The following is a 20,431-nucleotide window of genomic DNA, read 5'->3' on the forward strand; positions in this document are numbered from 1 at the left end:
TGGGGTAGATAAATCGTTGAAAATCAAATTTGATGAGTTTTCTTGCTGGTAATGAGTACATTAAAAGTATAAAGAACTTTGTTTTAAAAATGATCACAACGTGGGTTATCTTCTATCTTGAATGATAAAAATTTGATTTTACTCCTCGCCTTTACCGTGGCAATGCTTGTATTTTTTACCGCTGCCGCAGGGGCACTGTTCATTGCGTCCGACTTTTTTCTCCACCTTAACAGGCTGAGGTTTTTGCCTTTGCTGTGTTTGACTGTTCGCCTGCGACAGAAGATCGTCACGGCTTTCCTGGAGTCTGCGTCTGTCGGCACGATGAGCAATGTGTGCTTCACGAACAGTACCCGGGTCCTGAGTTGGCAAGTCGCCTTTGATGAGGAAAGAGGTGATCTCGCGGTTGATTTTTTGTATCATCCGTTTGAACAACTGGAAAGATTCAAATTTGTAAATCAAAAGCGGGTCTTTTTGCTCGTAAGTAGCCGCCTGCACTGATTGTTTCAGTTCGTCCATTTCGCGCAGGTGTTCTTTCCAGGCCTCGTCAATCATGCCAAGCGTCACGCTTTTCTCAAAGGCAAGATTGATTTCCCGCCCACCATTTTCGTAGGCTTTCTTCAGGTTAACAATGATCTGGCGGGTTTTCAGCCCGTCGGTGATGGGGATGGCAATATTTTCGTAGGTAGTATTGTTTTCATAAACATCTTTGATCACCGGTGCAGCTTTCTCACCTATAGCTTTCATTTTCAGTTTGTACGACTGATACACCTTTTCGTATAGCTTCTCAGTCATCTCATCTTTTGATCCCTGCAGGAACTCTTTCTCGTTCATAGGCGCTGAGATGGCCATGTCTTTAAGCACTTCCAGCCGGAAACCCTCAAAGTCGCCTGTTTCCTGATAATCTGAAACAATCTGATCGCACAGGTCGTACATCATGTTCGAGATGTCCACCTCCAAACGTTCACCAAAGAGGGCGTTGCGGCGGCGACGATAGATGACTTCACGCTGCTGGTTCATCACATCGTCATACTCGAGCAACCGTTTCCGAATGCCAAAGTTGTTCTCTTCAACTTTTTTCTGCGCCCGTTCGATGGATTTGGTAATCATCGAGTGCTGAATTTCTTCCCCATCTTTGATCCCCATCCTGTCCATGATTTTGGATATTCGCTCTGATCCAAACATGCGCATGAGGTCATCTTCAAGCGAAACGAAGAATTGTGAACTGCCGGGGTCGCCCTGTCGTCCTGAACGACCGCGCAACTGCCGGTCAACACGCCTCGACTCATGCCTTTCCGTACCAATAATGGCAAGCCCTCCTGCATCTTTAACTCCCTGTCCCAGCTTGATATCTGTTCCACGACCAGCCATGTTGGTGGCAATGGTCACCCTGCCCGGCTTACCGGCTTCTGCTACAATGTCTGCTTCTTTCTGATGAAGTTTGGCATTGAGTACATTGTGAGGAATGTGCTGACGGGTTAACATCCTGCTTAGCAATTCTGACGTTTCCACCGAGGTAGTACCTACAAGAACAGGACGTTTCTTTTCAACTAATTTTTCAATATCGGTAATTACTGCATTAAACTTCTCCCGCTTGGTCTTGTAAACCAGGTCTTCGCGGTCATCGCGGACAATTGGCCTATTTGTTGGGATTACCACCACATCCAGCTTATAGATATCCCAAAGTTCGCCTGCTTCCGTTTCAGCAGTTCCGGTCATACCGGCGAGCTTTTTGTACATTCTGAAATAGTTCTGAAGCGTGATCGTCGCGTAAGTCTGGGTAGCAGCTTCGATCTTAACATTTTCTTTGGCTTCGATGGCCTGATGCAGTCCATCGGAATAGCGCCTTCCTTCGAGGATACGACCGGTTTGCTCATCAACAATTTTCACTTTGTTGTCCATCACCACGTATTCAACATCCTTTTCAAACATCGAATACGCTCTTAACAACTGGTTTACAGTGTGTATCCTTTCTGACTTCACGGAGAATTCGCGGATCAAATCATTGCGTTTCTCCAGTTTTTTATCTTCCGGCAGGTTGGTTTTATCAAGGTCTGCCAGTTCAGCGCCTAAGTCAGGAATGATGAAAAAGGAGGGGTCGTTATAAGAAGAACTTAGCAGATCGTGACCGTTTTCAGTAAGTTCGATGGAGTTACTTTTTTCATCAATCACAAAATAGAGCGGATCATTAATAATATGCATGTGTTTGTTCTGCTCCTGCATGTAAAAGCTTTCGGTTTTGGTCATCAGCGATTTCATGCCAGGCTCGCTAAGGAACTTAATCAGCGCTTTGGTTTTGGGTAACCCGTGGTGGGCTCTCAACAGGTATTCGCCTCCTTTTTTCTGGTTGTCGTCGCTCACATTATCCGCCGTAAGAATTTGCTTGGCATCAGCCAGTAATTTTGTAACGAGGTTACGCTGAGCATTGTAAAGCCTGGCTACATTGTCCTTCATTTCTTCGAACAACTGATTCTCGCCTTTTGCTGTAGGTCCAGATATAATAAGAGGTGTACGGGCATCGTCAATTAATACGGAGTCCACCTCATCCACAATAGCATAGTTATGGGGGCGTTGCACAAGTTCCGCAGGATTACCTGTCATGTTGTCGCGCAGGTAATCAAAGCCAAATTCGTTATTTGTACCGTAGGTGATGTCGGCTAAATACGCTTTTCTCCTTGATTCGGAATTGGGCTCATGCTTGTCAATACAATCCACTTTTAGCCCATGAAACATATAGAGCATACCCATCCATTCCGAGTCACGCTTTGCCAGGTAGTCATTGACTGTAACCAGGTGAACCCCTTTGCCGGGTAAAGCATTGAGGTACATAGGGAGGGTAGCGACAAGTGTTTTTCCTTCACCGGTGGCCATTTCAGCGATCTTACCCTGATGTAGTACAACGCCACCAATCAACTGGACATCGTAATGCACCATATCCCAGGTAATCAGATTACCTCCGGCCATCCATTGGTTCTTATAATGTGCTTTATCACCTACAATATTAACATGGTCATAGCGCGCTGCCAGGTCCCGGTCAAACTGTGTGGCTGTAACAACAACTTCATCATTCTCCTTGAACCTTTTAGCGGTTTCTTTGATGACGGAAAAAGCTTCAGGAAGAATCTGGTTGAGAATGTCCTGGGTTTTTTCATAAGAGGTCTTTTCTAACCTGTCAATCTCATTATAAAGTTTCTCCTTCTCATCCATTGGCAGATCAATCTCAGCCTCTATGCGTTTTCTTATTTCGACAATTTTATTTTCTTCATCGGCAATGTGGGTAGCAATTTGTTGTCTGAAACTAAAGGTTTTCGCACGTAACTCATCGTTTGAGAGGGTTTTGATGGTTTCGTAGGCGGTAAGGATTTCATTCAATAAAGGATCAATCTCCTTCATGTCTTTATCGGCTTTCGTTCCGAAAAGTTGCTTTATTATTTTACCTAGCATAAATTCGAAGTTTAATTAATAAACGGCCATCAATCAACAATAATGCCCTTACTTCATTCACTCAGCGTTCAGTGGCATTATGTCATGATGACGTTTTTAAGGCCACAAAAGTAATTCAAAATATCGAAAGGGTAGGGGAGTAAGTTAGGTAGTGCTTGGATTCCCTTATGTTTGAGAGAAAATTGGTGAAGTACAGTTTAAGTCAATTTTAAACCCTCGGGGATAAATTGCTCCGGATTGCCACCATGACGAAGAATATCGCGGACTACAGATGAATTTAAAGCAGTATATTCAGGTAGGGTGAGAAGAAATATGGTTTCTATTTCAGGATGCAACTGTTTGTTTACCTGTGCGATAGAGCGTTCAAACTCAAAATCTGCCGAGGTGCGAAGCCCCCTCAGTATGTATTGAGCTCCAACCTGTTTGCAGTAGTCAACTGTCAGTCCGGAATATTCCTCAACGACAATTGAAGGATAATCTTTAAAAACAGTTTTGAGAAATTCAAGTCTTTTGTGAATCGGAAAATACACCTTTTTATCCTGGTTCTGGCCAATGGCAACAATTATTTTGTCGAAAAGGGGCACAGCCCGCCGGATAATGTCTTCATGTCCTTTTGTAATGGGATCGAAAGACCCGGGAAATACGGCAATTTTGATCATTGTGTTTTTTTCGCAAAAATAGATGAATTTTTACTTCAACTATTGAATCATCAATTCCGGGAGGAGGCTTTGATATTTATTTTCATATTAAATGTCCAACTGATTAATTTTATGTACTTTTGTCGCGTTAATTTATTAAATATCAAATTTTTTATGAAAGAAGGTAAAGTAAAATTCTTCGATGAGACCAGAGGTTTTGGTTTTATCAAAGATTCAGAAACAAACGAAGAAATTTTCGTTCACGTTTCAGGTCTTGTTGACAGAATCAACGAAAACGATGATGTGTCATTTGAGATCAAACAAGGAAAAAAAGGATTAAACGCTGTTAATGTGAAACTTGCATAGTTTAAATAAATAGTAAAATCCGTTTGAAAGAGGCCTCACGCAAGTGGGGCTTTTTTTATGCGCTGATACAGGTTTAAAATTTATTTCTATTTTTGGAATCTATTACAAGTTCATTATTTCATTGTTGTTAAATCCTGACTTGCTGCTAATCCTAATCCATTAACTAATTCTTTTATCATGAAGTTTTTCTACATCATCCTCGTCCTTATGACAATTGCATGGTCTATCCCTGCCAAATCTCAGGTTGTGATCAATGAATACTCGGCTTCCAATCTCAATCAGTTTGTTGATAATTATCAGGAATATGAAGACTGGTTCGAATTGTACAACCCAAATACGTGGTCAGTAAATATTGGAGGCTACTTCTTAAGCGATCGGCCCGGGAATCCGATGAAATGGGAAATTCCAGCCAACACAACGCTGTCTGCAAATGGATTTTTAAAAATTTGGGCATCAGGTCGGAACCTGGTTTCTGGTTCAAATTATCATACCAATTTTAAATTACACCAAACCAAAGACAGCCCCGATCATATCATTTTGTCTGATCCGGAGGGAACAATTATTGACTCACTTCAATTGCAAATTACTCAATTAGGGCACTCAAGAGGAAGATCTACAAATGGTGGTGCATTATGGGTAATATTTACAAGTCCTACGCCTGGGGCATCCAATAACTCAGCACAGGCTTACCTGCGTTATGCAAAGCGCCCTCAGATGAGCCATGAAGCAGGATTTTATGATGGTAGCCAAACTATTACCATTACCTGCGATGATCCCGAAGCACAGATCAGGTACACTACAAATGGAAACGTTCCTACTTCTAACTCACAACTTTATACAAACCCTCTACCTGTCAATAACACACTGGTTTTGCAAGCACGGGCTTTTCATCCAAGTGCTCAGGTGTTGCCAAGCTTGATTGAATTCAATACCTATTTCATCAACGTCACACACACCTTACCGGTGATGTCAGCAACCGGCGACCAACTCACACAATTACTCAACGGCAATGCAGGCCTGCGCCCTCAGGGATCCTTCGAATATTTCAATGAAAACCATGAAAGAACAAACATAGCCTATGGCGAATTTAATAAGCATGGCCAGGATTCATGGGTAAACCCGCAGCGAAGCATTGACTGGATTACCCGCGACGAAATGGGATACAACTACGCAATCAGGGAAAAGCTATTACCGCTTTCAGACCGGGATGAGTTTCAGCGATTGATACTCCGCGCTGCAGGAGATGATAACTATCCCGGGAAAGACACTTCAGCTCACATGCGTGATATCTGGACACAAAATCTTGCACAGAAATCAGGTATGCATCTTGACGTAAGGAAGGGCGCCAGAGCCATACTTTATGCAAACGGTCAGTTTTGGGGAATCTATTCAATCAGGGAAAAGGTGAGCGACCACGACTTCACTGATTTCTACTATGGACAGGGTAAATTTGATATTCAATTTCTGATGTATTGGGGAGGTTTATGGGCACAATACGGCGGTCAGCAAGCCATTAACGACTGGATGGAACTGCGTACATATATTCTGACCAATAATGTAACTGATCCTTTCGTGTTTTCTTACATCGATTCAAAATACGATTACAAAAGTCTTGTTGACTATGTGATTATCAACTCGTTTGTTGTTTGCTCTGACTGGTTAAACTGGAATGTAGGATGGTGGCGAGGGTTAAATCCAGATGGCGGGCACCAAAAATGGGGCTATATTTTATGGGATGATGATGCCATCCTTGGGCACTACATAAATTATACTGGAATACCAGGCCAACACCCTTATGTACCGCCTTGTTTCCCCGAAAATTTATCAAGTTATTCCGATCCACAAAAACATATCGAGATACTCAACAAGCTGAAGACCAACCCAGATTTTTACCATTATTATGTATCCCGTTACATTGATTTAAAGAACACAATATTCATCAAAGAAGACTTGCTTACTTATCTCGACAGCATGTCAATGTTAATTGCTCCTGAAATGCCGCAACACGTTACCCGATGGGGGGGCACTGTGACAAAGTGGAATAGTAATGTGCTCAAAATGAGAAATTTTATTTCAGCCCGTTGTGATTATCTTGACCAGGGGTTAAAAGATTGCTATGGACTAACAGGGCCTTATCAACTAACTTTAAATGTTGAGCCAGAAGGTGTTGGTGTCGTGCACCTCAATTCTTTGGATTTAGATCACTTCCCATGGTCCGGCGAATATTTCGGAGGTATTGATGTGAAACTTGAAGCAGAAGCGACCAACTTCAATTATGAATTCGACTACTGGGAATTGGTTAATCATACACCTAATCCAGGAATAAACTCACCCCGGATAAGTGTCAGTTTAACGGAATGGGATATTTTAATTGCACATTTCAAACCAAAATTATACACTGACTCACTGGTTATCAACGAAATAAACTATAGATCAGCAGCCTGGTTTGATCCAGAGGATTGGGTTGAATTTTATAATCCACATGAATATGACCTGGATATCACCGGTTGGGTTTTCAAGGATAGTAATGACAATAATGCTTTTACATTCCCTCAAAACACGATTGTTGAGTCAAATAGTTACCTTGTGCTTTGTCGCGATACTGCTGCTTTTAAAATTCACTTCCCTCAAGTCAGCAATTTTATAGGGGACATGGATTTTGGATTCGACAGCAATGGTGAACTTTTAAGACTATACAACCCTGAAGGAATCCTGATTGATACTGTCCATTATGGTATAAATTCCCCCTGGCCACAGCAACCTAATGGTGGCGGACCAACACTTGAACTGATCCATCCCTGGCTCGACAATGCGCTTGGCGAAAACTGGCTGGCATCGTCACTTTACGGAACACCGGGTGCTATGAACAGCTATTGGGTTAGTACTCCTGATTTAGTGGAACCAAAACAAAACCTTTCCATCACAATTTTCCCAAATCCGGCAACTTCAGTTGTCACTGTTTATGCTAACGATGATTATTTAATCACCGACGGTATGTTACAAATTTTCAATTCGTTTGGAAAGCAGGTAATGATTCTTGAAGGAATAAAAACAGACAGAATTGAAGTTCAGGTGGAACAATTTCCAAAAGGATTATACATTTTCAAATTATCAGACAATAAAAACGGATTAACAGCAAACAGAAAGGTTGTGATCAAATAAGCCGACTGTATAAAAAAAACTTAAGCAATTCCATCAATGGTCTTGCTTCAAATTTTTTGTTTTTAATTGTTCTATAATTTATATTATGTTAAATACAACAGTAAAAAAAGAGGGGAATAAACAAATTTACTCCCCTTTCATCATTAGTCGTTTTGATGAAGTTTTTCATCGACTTCCTTAAGTTTATCCAGCATACCTAAACGGGCGTAGATATCTCTTAAAGTTCTCAGTACATAAACATCATTAGGATTTAACTGATCAGCTTTTTCAAGATAGGGCAAAGATTTTGTAAGATACTCATCTGCCTGTACTTTCAGCTCATCGTATTTTTTCTGCTCGTTCAGCGGCAGTTTATTGGCTTGTTCAGTGATTTCGATGGCTTTATTCACATAAAGCGCTCCGAGGTTATAAATTGGATCAAAAAATTCACTATTTAATTCAATCGCTTTCAGGTAATTCTTTTCTGCTTCTTCGAAATTTCCCATCTGGTCGTAATTCGTTCCAACGGCAAAAAATAATGTTGGATTCTTGTCATCCTTGGTAATGGCAATCTGTAAAAGTTCCATTGCTTTATCTTTTTCATTTGCAGCAAGGTAAATATTAATCTCTTCGATAATCAGGCTGAATTCATCCGGGAATCTTGATCTACCTTGCTTGATAGTTTCCAATGCTTTAACTGTATCTGCTTCTGCTTTGTAAACTTCGGAAGTAAATCTGAAAATAGCAGGCTCAGCGTAATTCATTTCGATCAACTTTTGAAAATTTTGTTTGGCCAGGTCGAGTTTACCGGCGAAAAAAGCGCTTTGGGCAGTATAAAAGTATGAGGTAGTATCAGTTATCCCGATGTTTTGATTAATCAGAGCAGCCTGGTCGAACGCAGATGCTGCATCAGCAAAGTTTGATTCGTTGTAAAAAGTGACTCCTTTGTTAAAGTATTGCTCAGCACAAACAATCAGCCTTTCGTTGATTTCTTGGGTAAATTCATTTTTTTCATCATATTGCAATGCTTTTTCGTATCCGTTAAATGCTTTTTCAAGAGCATCGGGATCAAGATTCTTATAATCAGGTTCGTCTGATAAGTGGATAGCAAGGTAAACGTTTCCATAATAAAACCAGGTTTTCCCGACAGTCATCGTTTTGGGATTCTCTATGGCTTTATCAATGGCTTCTTTTGCCTTATCCAATTTGCCATACCTTAGATGATTGTAAGCTGCTGTGACATTGTTGGTTTGAGCGTTGGCTCCATGCACCAACATTAGTCCTAAAATTATGAACACAAATCTTTTCATAGTTTTTTTTATTTTGTATTAGTTAATCAAATTCAAATCAAAAGTCGCACCAAATGAAACAATCGTCAAAACGGTGCAAAAGTAATATTTCAGTAAAAGCATCAAAAATTATTCTTGGGTGAAAGTTTCAGCTTGATCGTTGTCAAAATTTTCTTCAATGGTTCCGATATCGCTGATGTCTTCATCTGATTCAATTTCTACCTGGTTATTCTCGTCAAGTTCAACCTTAGCAACTGCTGCTATGCTGTCATCATCGCGTAAATTAATTAACCGGACGCCCTGTGTGGCTCTTCCCATCACACGCAATGCGGAGACTGCCATTCTGATGGTAAGCCCCGATTTATTGATTATCATCAGATCGTCTGAGTCTTTCACATTTTTTATTGAGATGAGATCACCGGTTTTTGGTGTTATGTTCAGCGTTTTTACGCCTTTACCACCTCTGTTTGTTACCCGGTAATCCTCGAGTTTCGATCGTTTTCCATATCCATTTTCTGATACTACAAGTACATCAAATTCCAGGTCATCAAGACAGATCATACCTACCACTTCATCTTTTTCAGAATCAAGCCAGATTCCACGGACTCCGGTACTATTTCTACCCATCGACCTGACTTTCTGTTCGTTAAACCTGATAGCCCTGCCAGATTTGACAGCCATGATGATTTCGTTATGGCCGTTGGTTAATCTGGCTTCAAGCAAAGTATCATCATCACGAATAATAATGGCATTGATCCCGTTTTGACGTGGTCGTGAATAAGCTTCCAGGGGTGTCTTTTTGATCACCCCTTTTGAGGTAGCCATGACAATGAAATGGTTATTAACATATTCCTCGTCTTTCAGGTCCTTGGTATTAATAAATGCTCTTACCTTATCATCGGGTTCTATGTTGATCAGGTTTTGGATTGCCCTACCTTTTGAAATCCTGCTACCTTCTGGTATTTCAAATACTCTCAGCCAATAACATTTACCTTTTTCGGTAAACAGTAGCAGGTAATTATGGTTGGAGGCAATAAAAAGGTATTCCAAAAAGTCTTCATCACGAGTGGTACTGCCTTTGGCTCCTCTCCCACCCCTGGCTTGAACACGGTATTCTGTCAAAGGTGTACGTTTAACATAACCAAGATGAGAGATAGTAACAACAACATCATCATCAGGGATAGTATCTTCAATTCTGAAGTCGCTTGCAGAAAACTCAATCGTTGATCTTCTCTCGTCGTTGTATTTTTCTTTGATTTCCAGCAATTCAGCTTTGATTATGTCCATCCGCATCTGTTCACTTGCAAGAATTGCTTTGTAATGTTCAATTTTTTGGAGGAGTTCCTGGTATTCTGCTTTAATCTTGTCGCGCTCCAATCCTACAAGCCGCTGAAGCCGCAAATCAAGAATTGCTCGTGCCTGCGGTTCGGAAAGTGAAAATTTAGTCATCAATCCTTCACGAGCTTCTTCTGGTGTTTGTGATGCCCTGATCAGGCTGATGACCTCATCCAGGTTGTCCAAAGCAATTAGCAAACCTTCCAGGATGTGGGCGCGCTTTTCAGCTTCTTTCAATTCGAATTGGGTTCGACGGATCACAACTTCATGACGGTGTTCAATAAAATGTCTTACAATGTCTTTTAGATTAAGCTGCATCGGCCGGCCGTGTACTAAAGCAATATTATTGATGCTGAAAGAAGTCTGCAATGCAGTCATCTGATACAACTTATTGAGTACTACATTGGTAACTGCATCGCGTTTGAGATCGTAAACAATCCGGATTCCGTTTCGGTCGGATTCATCGCGCAGATCTACGATTCCTTCAATTTTTTTGTCATTAATCAGATCGGCTGTTTTTTTGATCATTTCAGCTTTATTCACCTGGTAAGGAACGGATGTCACGATAATCTGCTCTCTACCTGAAGGCGTTGTTTCAATTGTAGCTTCACCGCGCTGTACTACCCTCCCACGGCCGGTTTCATAAGCTTCTCTTACTCCATCATAGCCATAAATGATCCCGCCTGTCGGAAAATCAGGCGCCTTAATGTATTCCATCAATTCGGGAATAGTGATATCATTATTATTAATGTAGGCAATGCATCCGTCAATAGCTTCTCCGAGGTTATGAGGCGCCATGTTGGTGGCCATACCTACTGCAATCCCGGATGCCCCGTTGATCAGAAGATTGGGTACTTTAGCAGGAAGTACAGTAGGTTCTTCAAGTGTGTCGTCAAAATTTAGCTGGAAATCAATGGTTTCCTTGTTGATATCGTCGAGCATTTCCTCCGATATCTTTCTGAGTCGGGCTTCGGTGTAGCGCATGGCAGCAGGACTGTCGTTGTCAATTGAACCAAAGTTACCTTGTCCATCCACTAAAGGGTAACGCATTGACCAGGGTTGCGCCATCCGAACCATGGCATCGTAAACTGAAGTGTCTCCGTGAGGGTGATACTTCCCTAAAACTTCTCCAACAATCCTTGCCGATTTTTTATAGGGACGGCTTGAAAGTATGCCCAAGTCCAGCATTCCAAATAAAATCCGGCGGTGAACAGGTTTCAGGCCATCACGAACATCCGGCAAAGCACGTGAAACGATGACTGACATCGAGTAATCGATGTAAGCCGATTTCATTTGATTCTCGATATTTACTTTTACAATTCTTCCTTCTTCGTTGTTGTTTTCCATCTACTAACTTATTCAAAATTAGATAAATACTATATTTTAAGTATTTTGTGCAAAAGTACGAAATAATATCGTACTGATGATGAGTTGGCCGGTATTTGTTTTTAACACAGTAATGTTGATAAATTCCTTCACTGATTGCCCTTATGTCATGCATTGCAGTTATCTTTGTTGATGAACATTTCGAATATGTTTCCTGTTTATTGGCTAACGTTTATCTCAATGAGATGCAATTATTTAGATGGCTTTAAGTTTTGATGTTTGATTTTTACAAATTAAAAGTTTCATTTTTTGGAATGCCATTTGATACCTTAAATTTTTAAACTCGAAAATAATTAAAATGGAAGCAAAATTTTCGCAACGCGTAAAAGATGTACTGACTTACAGTCGTGAGGAAGCCTTGCGGGTTGGAAATGAATATATTGGCGTAGAGCATCTGATTCTTGGAATTTTACGGGAGGGCGAAGGCCTTGCCGTACAAATACTTAATTATTTAGGCGTAGAGCTATCTGAATTTAAAAAAACAATTGAGAAATCAATTGCTGCAACCGCAAAACCGGGGATCAGGAAAGCTGAAAATCTACCATTAGTCAAACAAGCTGAGAGGGCTTTGAAACTTACCTACCTTGAGGCTAAACTTTTTAACAGTGAACTGATTGGTACAGAACATCTTCTACTTGCCATACTTAAGGATGAAGATAACTTAGTTACAAATACATTGGTTAAACAAGGTGTTGACTATGACAGTGTAAAGGAGGAGTTGCAGTCAATCATGTCGAACAATGAACCCAAACCAAAGTCTATTGAGGATTCTGGGAAAATTGAGCCAACAGCGCAGTTTCCAGGTGATCCTGCAGATGAAGAATTTGAAGATAAAGGCTATAAGTCTTCGAAAAAGCCAACAGAATCAAAATCTAAAACACCTGTATTGGATAATTTTGGCAGGGATCTCACACGTGCAGCAGAAGAGGGCAGGCTTGATCCAATAGTTGGCAGGGAAAGGGAACTCGAGCGAATTTCTCAGATTCTCAGCCGCCGCAAGAAAAATAACCCCATACTGATAGGTGAACCAGGTGTCGGAAAATCTGCTATTGCTGAGGGGCTTGCAACAAGGATTATTGAGCGGAAGGTTTCACGCGCTCTGTTTAACAAAAGAGTAATCACGCTTGATCTTGCTTCGATTGTTGCCGGGACAAAATACCGAGGCCAGTTTGAAGAACGGATGAAAGCAGTATTAAATGAGTTGGAAAAGAATCCGGATATTATCCTTTTTATTGACGAAATTCACACATTGGTAGGTGCAGGAAATGCATCCGGTTCATTGGATGCTTCTAATATGTTCAAGCCGGCGCTTGCCAGAGGTGAGATACAGTGTATTGGAGCAACAACGCTGGATGAGTACAGGCAATATATCGAAAAGGATGGCGCCCTGGAACGTCGTTTTCAGAAAATCCTGATTGATCCTACAACTGTTGAAGAGACAACCATCATCCTCAACAATATCAAGGAAAAATACGAAGATCATCACCTTGTAAAATATACCGACGAGGCCATAAAATCATGTGTCACGCTGACCAACCGTTACATCAGCGACAGGTATCTGCCCGACAAAGCCATTGATGCGCTTGACGAAGCTGGTGCAAGGGTGCATATAACCAACATGCATGTTCCTTCGCGTATTATACAGATTGAAAACAGGATTGAGGAGATTAAAACTGAAAAAACCAAAGCTATCAGCAGCCAGAAATTTGAAGAAGCTGCCCGATTCAGGGACATCGAACGCAAATTGCAGGATGAACTTGAATTGGAAAAGAAGAACTGGGAGATTGAATCACGCATCAATCGTGAAATCGTTACCGAAGAAAATGTGGCTGAAGTGGTTGCCATGATGACAGGAATACCCATGAAGCGTATAGCGCAGAGTGAAGGTAAGCGTTTGTTCAACATGGACGAAGAGATTAAAGGTTCGGTTATCGGTCAGGATGATGCGATAAAAAAGATTGTAAAATCAATTCGCCGAAACCGTGCAGGATTGAAAGACCCCAATAAACCAATCGGTAGTTTCATTTTTCTTGGGCCGACAGGTGTTGGAAAAACTCACCTTGCCAAGGTACTTGCCCGTTTCCTGTTCGATTCAGAAGACGCACTGATCAGAATTGACATGAGCGAGTACATGGAAAAGTTTTCGATCTCTCGTCTCGTTGGAGCGCCTCCCGGGTATGTAGGTTATGAGGAAGGTGGTCAGTTGACCGAAAAAGTCAGGCGTAAACCATATTCTATTGTTTTGCTGGATGAAATCGAAAAGGCTCATCCTGATGTATTCCATCTGTTGCTGCAGGTTTTGGATGATGGTCTGATAACCGATAGTCTCGGGAGAAGAATCGATTTCAAAAACACCATCATTATTATGACTTCTAACATTGGAAGCCGGCAGGTTAAAGACTTTGGTCAGGGCGTTGGTTTTAATACATCAGCCAGAGAATCAGAAAAAGATAAATACTCACAAGGCATTATAGAAAATGCACTCAAAAGAGCATTTGCACCTGAGTTCCTGAACCGGGTGGATGATATTGTAATTTTCGATTCACTCAAACGGGAGCACATCCACCAAATAATTGATATTGAACTCAAATCTTTATATACACGAATCAAAGAATTGGGTTATTCACTCGAACTGACTGAAAAGGCAAAAGATTTTATCGTCGAAAAAGGGTGGGACGAAAAGTTTGGCGCCAGACCATTAAAGCGGGCAATTCAAAAGTATGTTGAAGATCCGCTTGCTGAAGAAATCATCAGCGCCAGGCTTAAGGAAGGCGACCTGATTTTACTTGAATTTAATGAAGCTAAAAGTGAGCTGGATATCGCAATCACCAAGTCAGAAAAACAGGAGACCACTGAAATTTCGTCAAATTAGCAATTTCATATTTGACGAGTCTTTTGCGGGAACATGCTGAAAGGACTGTTCCTGTTTTCATTTTACAACCTGTCAAATAGCTCAGTTTCAAAATCAGAAGTTATTTCGTCAATTCCTTTTTTGATAGCGGTGTTCCAGAATTGGTCAAGTTTGTCATTTATTTCCTGATTTGAACTGTCGAGGTATTTCACGGAAAGGTTAAATCCGGTATTTTCAAATCTCAGTTTAGCTTCATTCGCTCCATTGATCAGGAAGTTCATCGAATCATCCTTTGCTCCGTTAAGGTACTTTTTCCGCAATATCAGCGCAACCTCTTTTAATTTGGCATCTGCAGGATTTTTAAAAGTATACTCTCCCATGAAAAACCTGTTGTTGATAAAGTAATAGTATGATTTCATCTCCGTATCGAACATCTCACTGCGATAACCAAGTATTTTCAATTCAAAATGCTCAAGTCTGAAAGAATTGACGCAAAAGGGTTTCGTGTTTTCTTTAAATACCTCCTTAAAACTTGCTCCATAAGGAATTTTTCCGAAAAGGACAGGTTGATCGCTTTTGAAGGCTTGAAAACTGCTTTTCTTTTTGTAAAAAGAGGCTATGTGGTTCACAAAATCATCCTTGATACAGTACCCGTATGGACTTTTACCTGTGTATTTTTTATGCACATCAATGTAGCGTGCACTGAATTTTCCGAATACGTACTTTGCGAACAAAATGTGGAAAACCGGGTAAAACCAGATTACAAGCACGATGATTAATGCAAGAACACCTGAAAGGATCAGGATAAATTGAGGTATTTCCATCTTTTTGAATTAAAAATAAAGACGCAAAAGTAAAAGATTTTGCATGATAAACTACTAAGTTCGAGCAATCCTGAAACTTATTATCCGATGGATAATTCATTATTCCATTGGATATTGGTGGGTTTTGCACCAATATTGACCCCTTCCACAAACATATCCACACATTCTTTCAGGTCAGAATGATAACCGCCTTCAAGCACCGCAAATATATTTTTAAACGCTTTCCGCAACTTATAGCCACATTCATAATAGGCGTGCAATGTAAAGTTGAGCGCAAGCAGTCTGTCCTTCCGGTAGCCATCAAACCCAGCCGAAACGGCAATCACATCAGGTTTGAATTGCTGAGCAACATGAATTGCTTTGTCAACTGCTTTTAAGAAATCTTTTTCTCCACTTTGCTCCGGAATGGGAATGTTTAATGTACAACCCAACCCATCTCCTTTACCGATTTCGAGAAATGTTCCGGTGAAAGGATAAGTATTTTGCTGGTGAATCGAGCAAAAGAAAACCTGTTTATTGTCATAAAAAATGCTTTGAGTCCCGTCTCCATGATGCCCGTCAATGTCGAGAATGAAAACCTTTTTACCCTTGTTTACGAGTGTTTGAGTGGCAATGGCGATGTTGTTGAACAGGCAGAAACCGGATGCTTTATCCCGGTGGGCATGGTGCCCGGGAGGTCGGATGACTGCAAAATCTCCATTTTCGGCAGCCTTTACCGCCAATCCTACAGCCTGACAAGCAGCCTTGTAACTTAAAGGGTTAAGTTCAATTTCTGCAATTGTGTCACCTCTCTCACAAGCCTTGCGGATTTTTGTAATGTATTCTTTAGAGTGAACCAAACTCAAGTAAGCCTCACCATCAAGTTCAATTGTTTCCAGCCCTGAAAATGCCTCCAGCCGGTATTTTCCTTCAAATGGACTATCAACATTATGATCCAAAAAAATCTTATTAAAGAGTAGCTTCATTGCGTCAAAATTAAATCAGCAACTAAAGTATAAAAATATTGACAAAGCAAGATTTTTTTGTGGAAGTTAGACTGAGTTTCATTAGAAAAGGAATATAACCGGGAAATTCTTACACATAGATTTGCCGCTTCTATGTGTAATCAAATTGTTGATGAATCCAATGGACATTTGAGAAATTAAAAACCCACTGTCAAATTGCTGTTTAACAGTGGGTTTTCTGTGGTAGCGGGAGGAGGATTCGAACCTCCGACCTTTGGGTTATGAGCCCAACGAGCTACCTCTGCTCCATCCCGCAATGTGTTGTGTTTTGAATGAACTACCGGTTCTGCGAATTTTTGAATCGGGCTGCAAAGATATAATTTGTTTCTTTGCAAATTAAAGTTTGTTTAAAATAAATATGGCACACATAGCAGGTTTTGTAAGCATTTTAGGACGTCCTAACGTTGGAAAGTCAACGTTGATGAACGTTCTGGTGGGGGAAAAACTATCGGTGATTACCAGCAAAGCCCAAACAACCAGGCATAGAATTAAAGGAATTGTCAGTGGAGAAGATTACCAAATCGTCTTTTCCGACACTCCTGGCATTCTGGAACCTCACTATAAATTGCACGAAGCAATGATGCACCAGGTAGAAACCGCCATCGAAGATGCCGATGTGATTGTTTATATTGTGGAGCCAGGAATGAAAGAGATTGACGAAACATTAGAGCAACTCAGAGAAAAATCGACCGGTAAGCTTATCCTTGTGATCAATAAGGTGGATACAGGTCAACAAGCTGAAATTCAAGCATTGGTTGATCAGTGGAAAATGAAACTGCCTGAAGCTACGATCATTCCTATCTCTGCTTTGCATGCATTTAATGTTCAGACGGTTTTACAAACCATCATTGAGAATCTACCTGAACACCCTGCTTATTATCCTAAAGATGAGCTAACCGATAAATCCTATCGTTTTTTTATAGGTGAAATTATTCGGGAAAAGGCACTGAATCTATACCGCAAGGAAGTTCCTTACTCAGTGGAAGTGGTGGTGGAAGAATTTAAGGAGGAGGAAAAAATTACCCGCATTCGCGCTTTGATTTATGTTGCACGAGAAAGTCAGCGGATGATCATTATCGGTCATCATGGAAAAGCCATCAAACAGCTTGGCACTGATGCAAGAAAAGACATAGAAACGTTCCTGAATAAAAAAGTGTTCCTTGAACTATCAGTTAAGGTAGATAAAAATTGGCGCGACAGTGATCAGGCGTTAAGAAGGTTTGGGTACGAATTTTAAGCGACCCTGACATAAATAGTTTTTTGTGAATGGATTATTATTGGATCACTGGGGGAGTTTCGAATTGGAGTATTGGAAAAATGAAAGTGATTAAAATCTTATGCGGGTGAGGTAAACACCAGAAATTGATAGTATTTACAAATCTTCAGCTTGAGTAAAGGTTGAAGTTTCAAACAGAAATGTAAAAATATGGCAAATATATTAGCAATTGTAGGCAGGCCCAACGTGGGAAAATCCACGCTGTTCAACCGTTTGGTCGGACAGCGGCAGGCTATTGTAGAAGAGACAAGTGGCGTAACGCGCGACCGTCACTATGGCAAAAGTGATTGGAACGGGATCGGTTTTTCGGTGATTGATACAGGTGGTTATGTTGTTGGATCTGATGACATTTTTGAAGAAGAAATCAGGAAGCAGGTCGACCTCGCCATTTCTGAGGCTGATGTGATCCTCTTTGTTGTGGACTCGCGTGATGGCGTTTCAGAGCTGGATAAAGACGTTGCAAGAATATTGCGCAAAACCAAAAAAGAAGTGCTGCTGGTGGCAAATAAAGTGGATAGTACCCGCCAGACGAACGACTATACTGAGTTTTACGAACTCGGTTTAGAAAAAATCTTTCCTATTTCGGCTATCAATGGAAGCGGTACAGGCGAATTACTGGATGAAGCTGTCAAACATTTCACTGATACCGGTGATGACCATGATCCGGAAATTCCGAGATTGGCTGTTGTGGGGCGACCTAACGTTGGCAAATCTTCGCTGATCAATGCATTGGTTGGAATTGACCGAAACATTGTAACTGATATCCCCGGAACCACCCGCGACACCATCAATACACGCTACAACACTTTCGGTTTTGATTTTATGCTTGTAGATACTGCCGGATTGAGAAAAAAAAGCAGGGTTTCCGAAAATATCGAATTCTACTCTGTGATGCGCTCGATAAGGGCCATTGAAAACAGCGATGTGTGTATTCTCATGATTGATGCCACACAGGGCTTTGAGAGCCAGGACATGAATATCCTTCACCTGATCGAAAAAAACAGGAAAGCTGTGGTGATGATCGTTAACAAATGGGACCTCGTGGAAAAAGGAACGAATACACATCTTGAGTTTGAACGCAAAATACGCTTACAAACAGCACCCTTTACCGATTACAAAATCATTTTTACATCGGTCACCGAAAAGCAACGGATTTTCAAAGCCATTGAAGCTGCCAGTGACGCATTTAAAAATAAATCCAAACGAATTGCAACTTCAAAACTGAACGAGTTGCTGCTGCCGATGATCGAGTCCTCGCCTCCGCCGGTTTATAAGGGAAAATCCATCAAGATTAAATACATTACCCAACTTCCTGTGAAATTCCCTGCTTTCGCATTTTATTGTAACCTGCCACAGTATGTACGAGATCCTTACAAACGTTTCATCGAGAATCAATTGCGCAAGCAGTTCGATTTCAGTGGAAATATGGTTCAGATTTATTTCAGGAAAAAATAAGTAAGATGGAAGGCCTGGTTAGAATCGACAAATGGCTTTGGGCCGTAAGGGTGTTCAAAACCCGCAGCATGGCTTCAGATGCTTGCCGGTCGGGAAAGGTAATGATAGACGGTTCAGCAGTAAAACCATCTCGTGAGGTTAAGATCAATGATGTGGTTGAGGTGAAAATAAACCCTCATTTTACGCGAACGGTGGTCGTTTTGGGTAATTTGACAAATCGTGTCGGCGCTAAGCTTGTTGCTGAGTTTGCAAAGGATATAACCCCTCAGGAAGAGTATGACAAGCTTAAACTTTACAGCGAAATGAATGCAGAAAAACGAGACCGGGGAATTGGCCGGCCGACCAAGAAAGCACGCAGGATGATCGATAAGTTGAAAGAAACCTAGCCAAAAAATACGATAACTAATTGCAGATTAGCAATTATCGGGTTAAGATTGAATGAAATTCATTTGTAGAATTAGTATTATGATTTTCCAATTTTTTTATATCCACAAATAATGCTCACATCCCGCCAACTCTTTTTCGGGCACCTTGCTTTGCCTTCTCAATTTCCGATGGGGCTTGAAATTGTGCGTGCTGAAGGTATTTATCTGTATGCTCCGGACGGGAAGCAATACATCGACCTGGTTTCGGGTGTTTGCGTAAATAATCTCGGTCACTGCCATCCTGCTGTTGTGGAAGCAGTGAAGAATCAGTTGGACAACTACATGCATCTGATGGTTTATGGCGAATTTATTCAAAGTCCTCAGGTCAAATTGGCAAAGAAGTTGGCCGACTTACTGCCCTCCCCTCTCAACTCGGTTTACCTGGTGAACTCGGGCAGTGAAGCTGTGGATGGTGCTCTTAAATTGGCTAAGCGTTTCACTGGAAGGACTGAAATGGTGAGTTTTCAAAACAGCTATCATGGTGGAACGCATGGTGCTTTGAGCATGTTGGGCAATGAAACGCTGAAATCAGCCTACCGGCCTCTCCTGCCTGATGTCAGACATTTGAGGTACAATGATTTTGAACAGCTAAACCTGATTACTGAACTTACGGCCTGTGTTTTGGCAGAACCTGTTCAGGCGGAAGCCGGAGTGATTTTACCGCAAGACAATTTCCTGACGGCTCTTAGGAAAAGATGCACCGAAATGGGAGCTTTGCTGATTTTTGATGAAATACAAACCGGGTTTGGTCGCACCGGGAAACTGTTTTGTTTTGAACATTATGGTGTTATTCCCGACATTCTTTGCCTTGCCAAAGGAATGGGTGGAGGAATGCCCATTGGTGCTTTTATTGCAGACAGGCAGGTGATGCTATCACTGACAACCAACCCGGAATTTGGTCACATAACTACCTTTGGAGGACACCCGGTATGTGCCGCCGCCGCGTTGGCTAACCTTGAAGTGCTCACAGGTGAACCGGATATTATTGAGCAAGTTGAAA

13 protein-coding genes and 1 tRNA gene are annotated in these 20,431 nt (G+C 41.2%); 7 read left to right on the forward strand and 7 right to left on the reverse strand.

What is annotated here, in order from left to right; translation table 11 throughout:
* Window positions 1-138: 138 nt before the first annotated feature.
* Together secA and coaD are read right to left on the reverse strand one after the other, a co-directional pair.
* Window positions 139-3,441 (reverse strand): preprotein translocase subunit SecA, encoded by a 3,303-nt coding sequence (secA, locus tag IH598_05330; GenBank protein MBE0637921.1) that lies wholly within the window; start codon window positions 3,439-3,441, stop codon window positions 139-141.
* 197 nt (window positions 3,442-3,638) lie between these two features.
* Window positions 3,639-4,100, reverse strand: a complete 462-nt coding sequence (gene coaD / locus IH598_05335; protein MBE0637922.1) for a pantetheine-phosphate adenylyltransferase — start codon at window positions 4,098-4,100, stop codon at window positions 3,639-3,641.
* Window positions 4,101-4,253: 153 nt separating this feature from the next.
* On the opposite strand from coaD, the gene IH598_05340 reads away from it, so the two are divergent.
* Complete coding sequence (locus tag IH598_05340) at window positions 4,254-4,445, forward strand: cold shock domain-containing protein (protein ID MBE0637923.1); 192 nt, start codon at window positions 4,254-4,256, stop codon at window positions 4,443-4,445.
* A gap of 177 nt (window positions 4,446-4,622) precedes the next feature.
* Complete coding sequence (locus IH598_05345; GenBank protein MBE0637924.1) at window positions 4,623-7,607, forward strand: lamin tail domain-containing protein; 2,985 nt, start codon at window positions 4,623-4,625, stop codon at window positions 7,605-7,607.
* Between the two features lie 143 nt (window positions 7,608-7,750).
* Here IH598_05345 and IH598_05350 read toward each other — a convergent pair whose 3' ends face one another.
* Both IH598_05350 and gyrA read right to left on the reverse strand, forming a co-directional pair.
* Entirely contained in the window at window positions 7,751-8,896 is a 1,146-nt protein-coding gene (locus tag IH598_05350) for a tetratricopeptide repeat protein (GenBank protein MBE0637925.1), read from the reverse strand.
* Window positions 8,897-9,004: 108 nt separating this feature from the next.
* Window positions 9,005-11,557: a DNA gyrase subunit A gene (gene gyrA / locus IH598_05355; protein ID MBE0637926.1), complete on the reverse strand. Its 2,553-nt coding sequence runs from the start codon at window positions 11,555-11,557 to the stop codon at window positions 9,005-9,007.
* Between the two features lie 337 nt (window positions 11,558-11,894).
* Between gyrA and IH598_05360 the strand changes: the two genes are divergently transcribed.
* Window positions 11,895-14,468 carry an ATP-dependent Clp protease ATP-binding subunit gene (locus tag IH598_05360; GenBank protein ID MBE0637927.1) on the forward strand — a complete coding sequence of 858 codons (2,574 nt, stop codon included), beginning with the start codon at window positions 11,895-11,897 and terminating at the stop codon, window positions 14,466-14,468.
* A gap of 62 nt (window positions 14,469-14,530) precedes the next feature.
* Here IH598_05360 and IH598_05365 read toward each other — a convergent pair whose 3' ends face one another.
* From IH598_05365 to IH598_05375, 3 genes are all read right to left on the reverse strand, one after another.
* Window positions 14,531-15,271 (reverse strand): hypothetical protein, encoded by a 741-nt coding sequence (locus tag IH598_05365; protein ID MBE0637928.1) that lies wholly within the window; start codon window positions 15,269-15,271, stop codon window positions 14,531-14,533.
* 80 nt (window positions 15,272-15,351) lie between these two features.
* Window positions 15,352-16,236: a histone deacetylase family protein gene (locus tag IH598_05370; GenBank protein MBE0637929.1), complete on the reverse strand. Its 885-nt coding sequence runs from the start codon at window positions 16,234-16,236 to the stop codon at window positions 15,352-15,354.
* A 220-nt stretch (window positions 16,237-16,456) separates the two neighbouring features.
* A tRNA-Met gene (locus tag IH598_05375) sits at window positions 16,457-16,531 on the reverse strand.
* A 102-nt stretch (window positions 16,532-16,633) separates the two neighbouring features.
* Between IH598_05375 and era the strand changes: the two genes are divergently transcribed.
* From era to IH598_05395, 4 genes are all read left to right on the forward strand, one after another.
* Window positions 16,634-17,512, forward strand: coding sequence for a GTPase Era (gene era, locus IH598_05380; GenBank protein ID MBE0637930.1), 879 nt, complete (start codon window positions 16,634-16,636; stop codon window positions 17,510-17,512).
* A 189-nt stretch (window positions 17,513-17,701) separates the two neighbouring features.
* Window positions 17,702-19,006 carry a ribosome biogenesis GTPase Der gene (gene der / locus IH598_05385; GenBank protein MBE0637931.1) on the forward strand — a complete coding sequence of 435 codons (1,305 nt, stop codon included), beginning with the start codon at window positions 17,702-17,704 and terminating at the stop codon, window positions 19,004-19,006.
* A 5-nt stretch (window positions 19,007-19,011) separates the two neighbouring features.
* Complete coding sequence (locus tag IH598_05390) at window positions 19,012-19,392, forward strand: RNA-binding S4 domain-containing protein (protein MBE0637932.1); 381 nt, start codon at window positions 19,012-19,014, stop codon at window positions 19,390-19,392.
* A gap of 111 nt (window positions 19,393-19,503) precedes the next feature.
* Window positions 19,504-20,431, forward strand: a 928-nt coding sequence (locus tag IH598_05395; GenBank protein MBE0637933.1) for an aspartate aminotransferase family protein, incomplete at its 3' end; no start/stop codon positions are given.

Source organism: Bacteroidales bacterium, assembly GCA_014860585.1.
Classification (GTDB): Bacteria; Bacteroidota; Bacteroidia; order Bacteroidales; family 4484-276; genus RZYY01.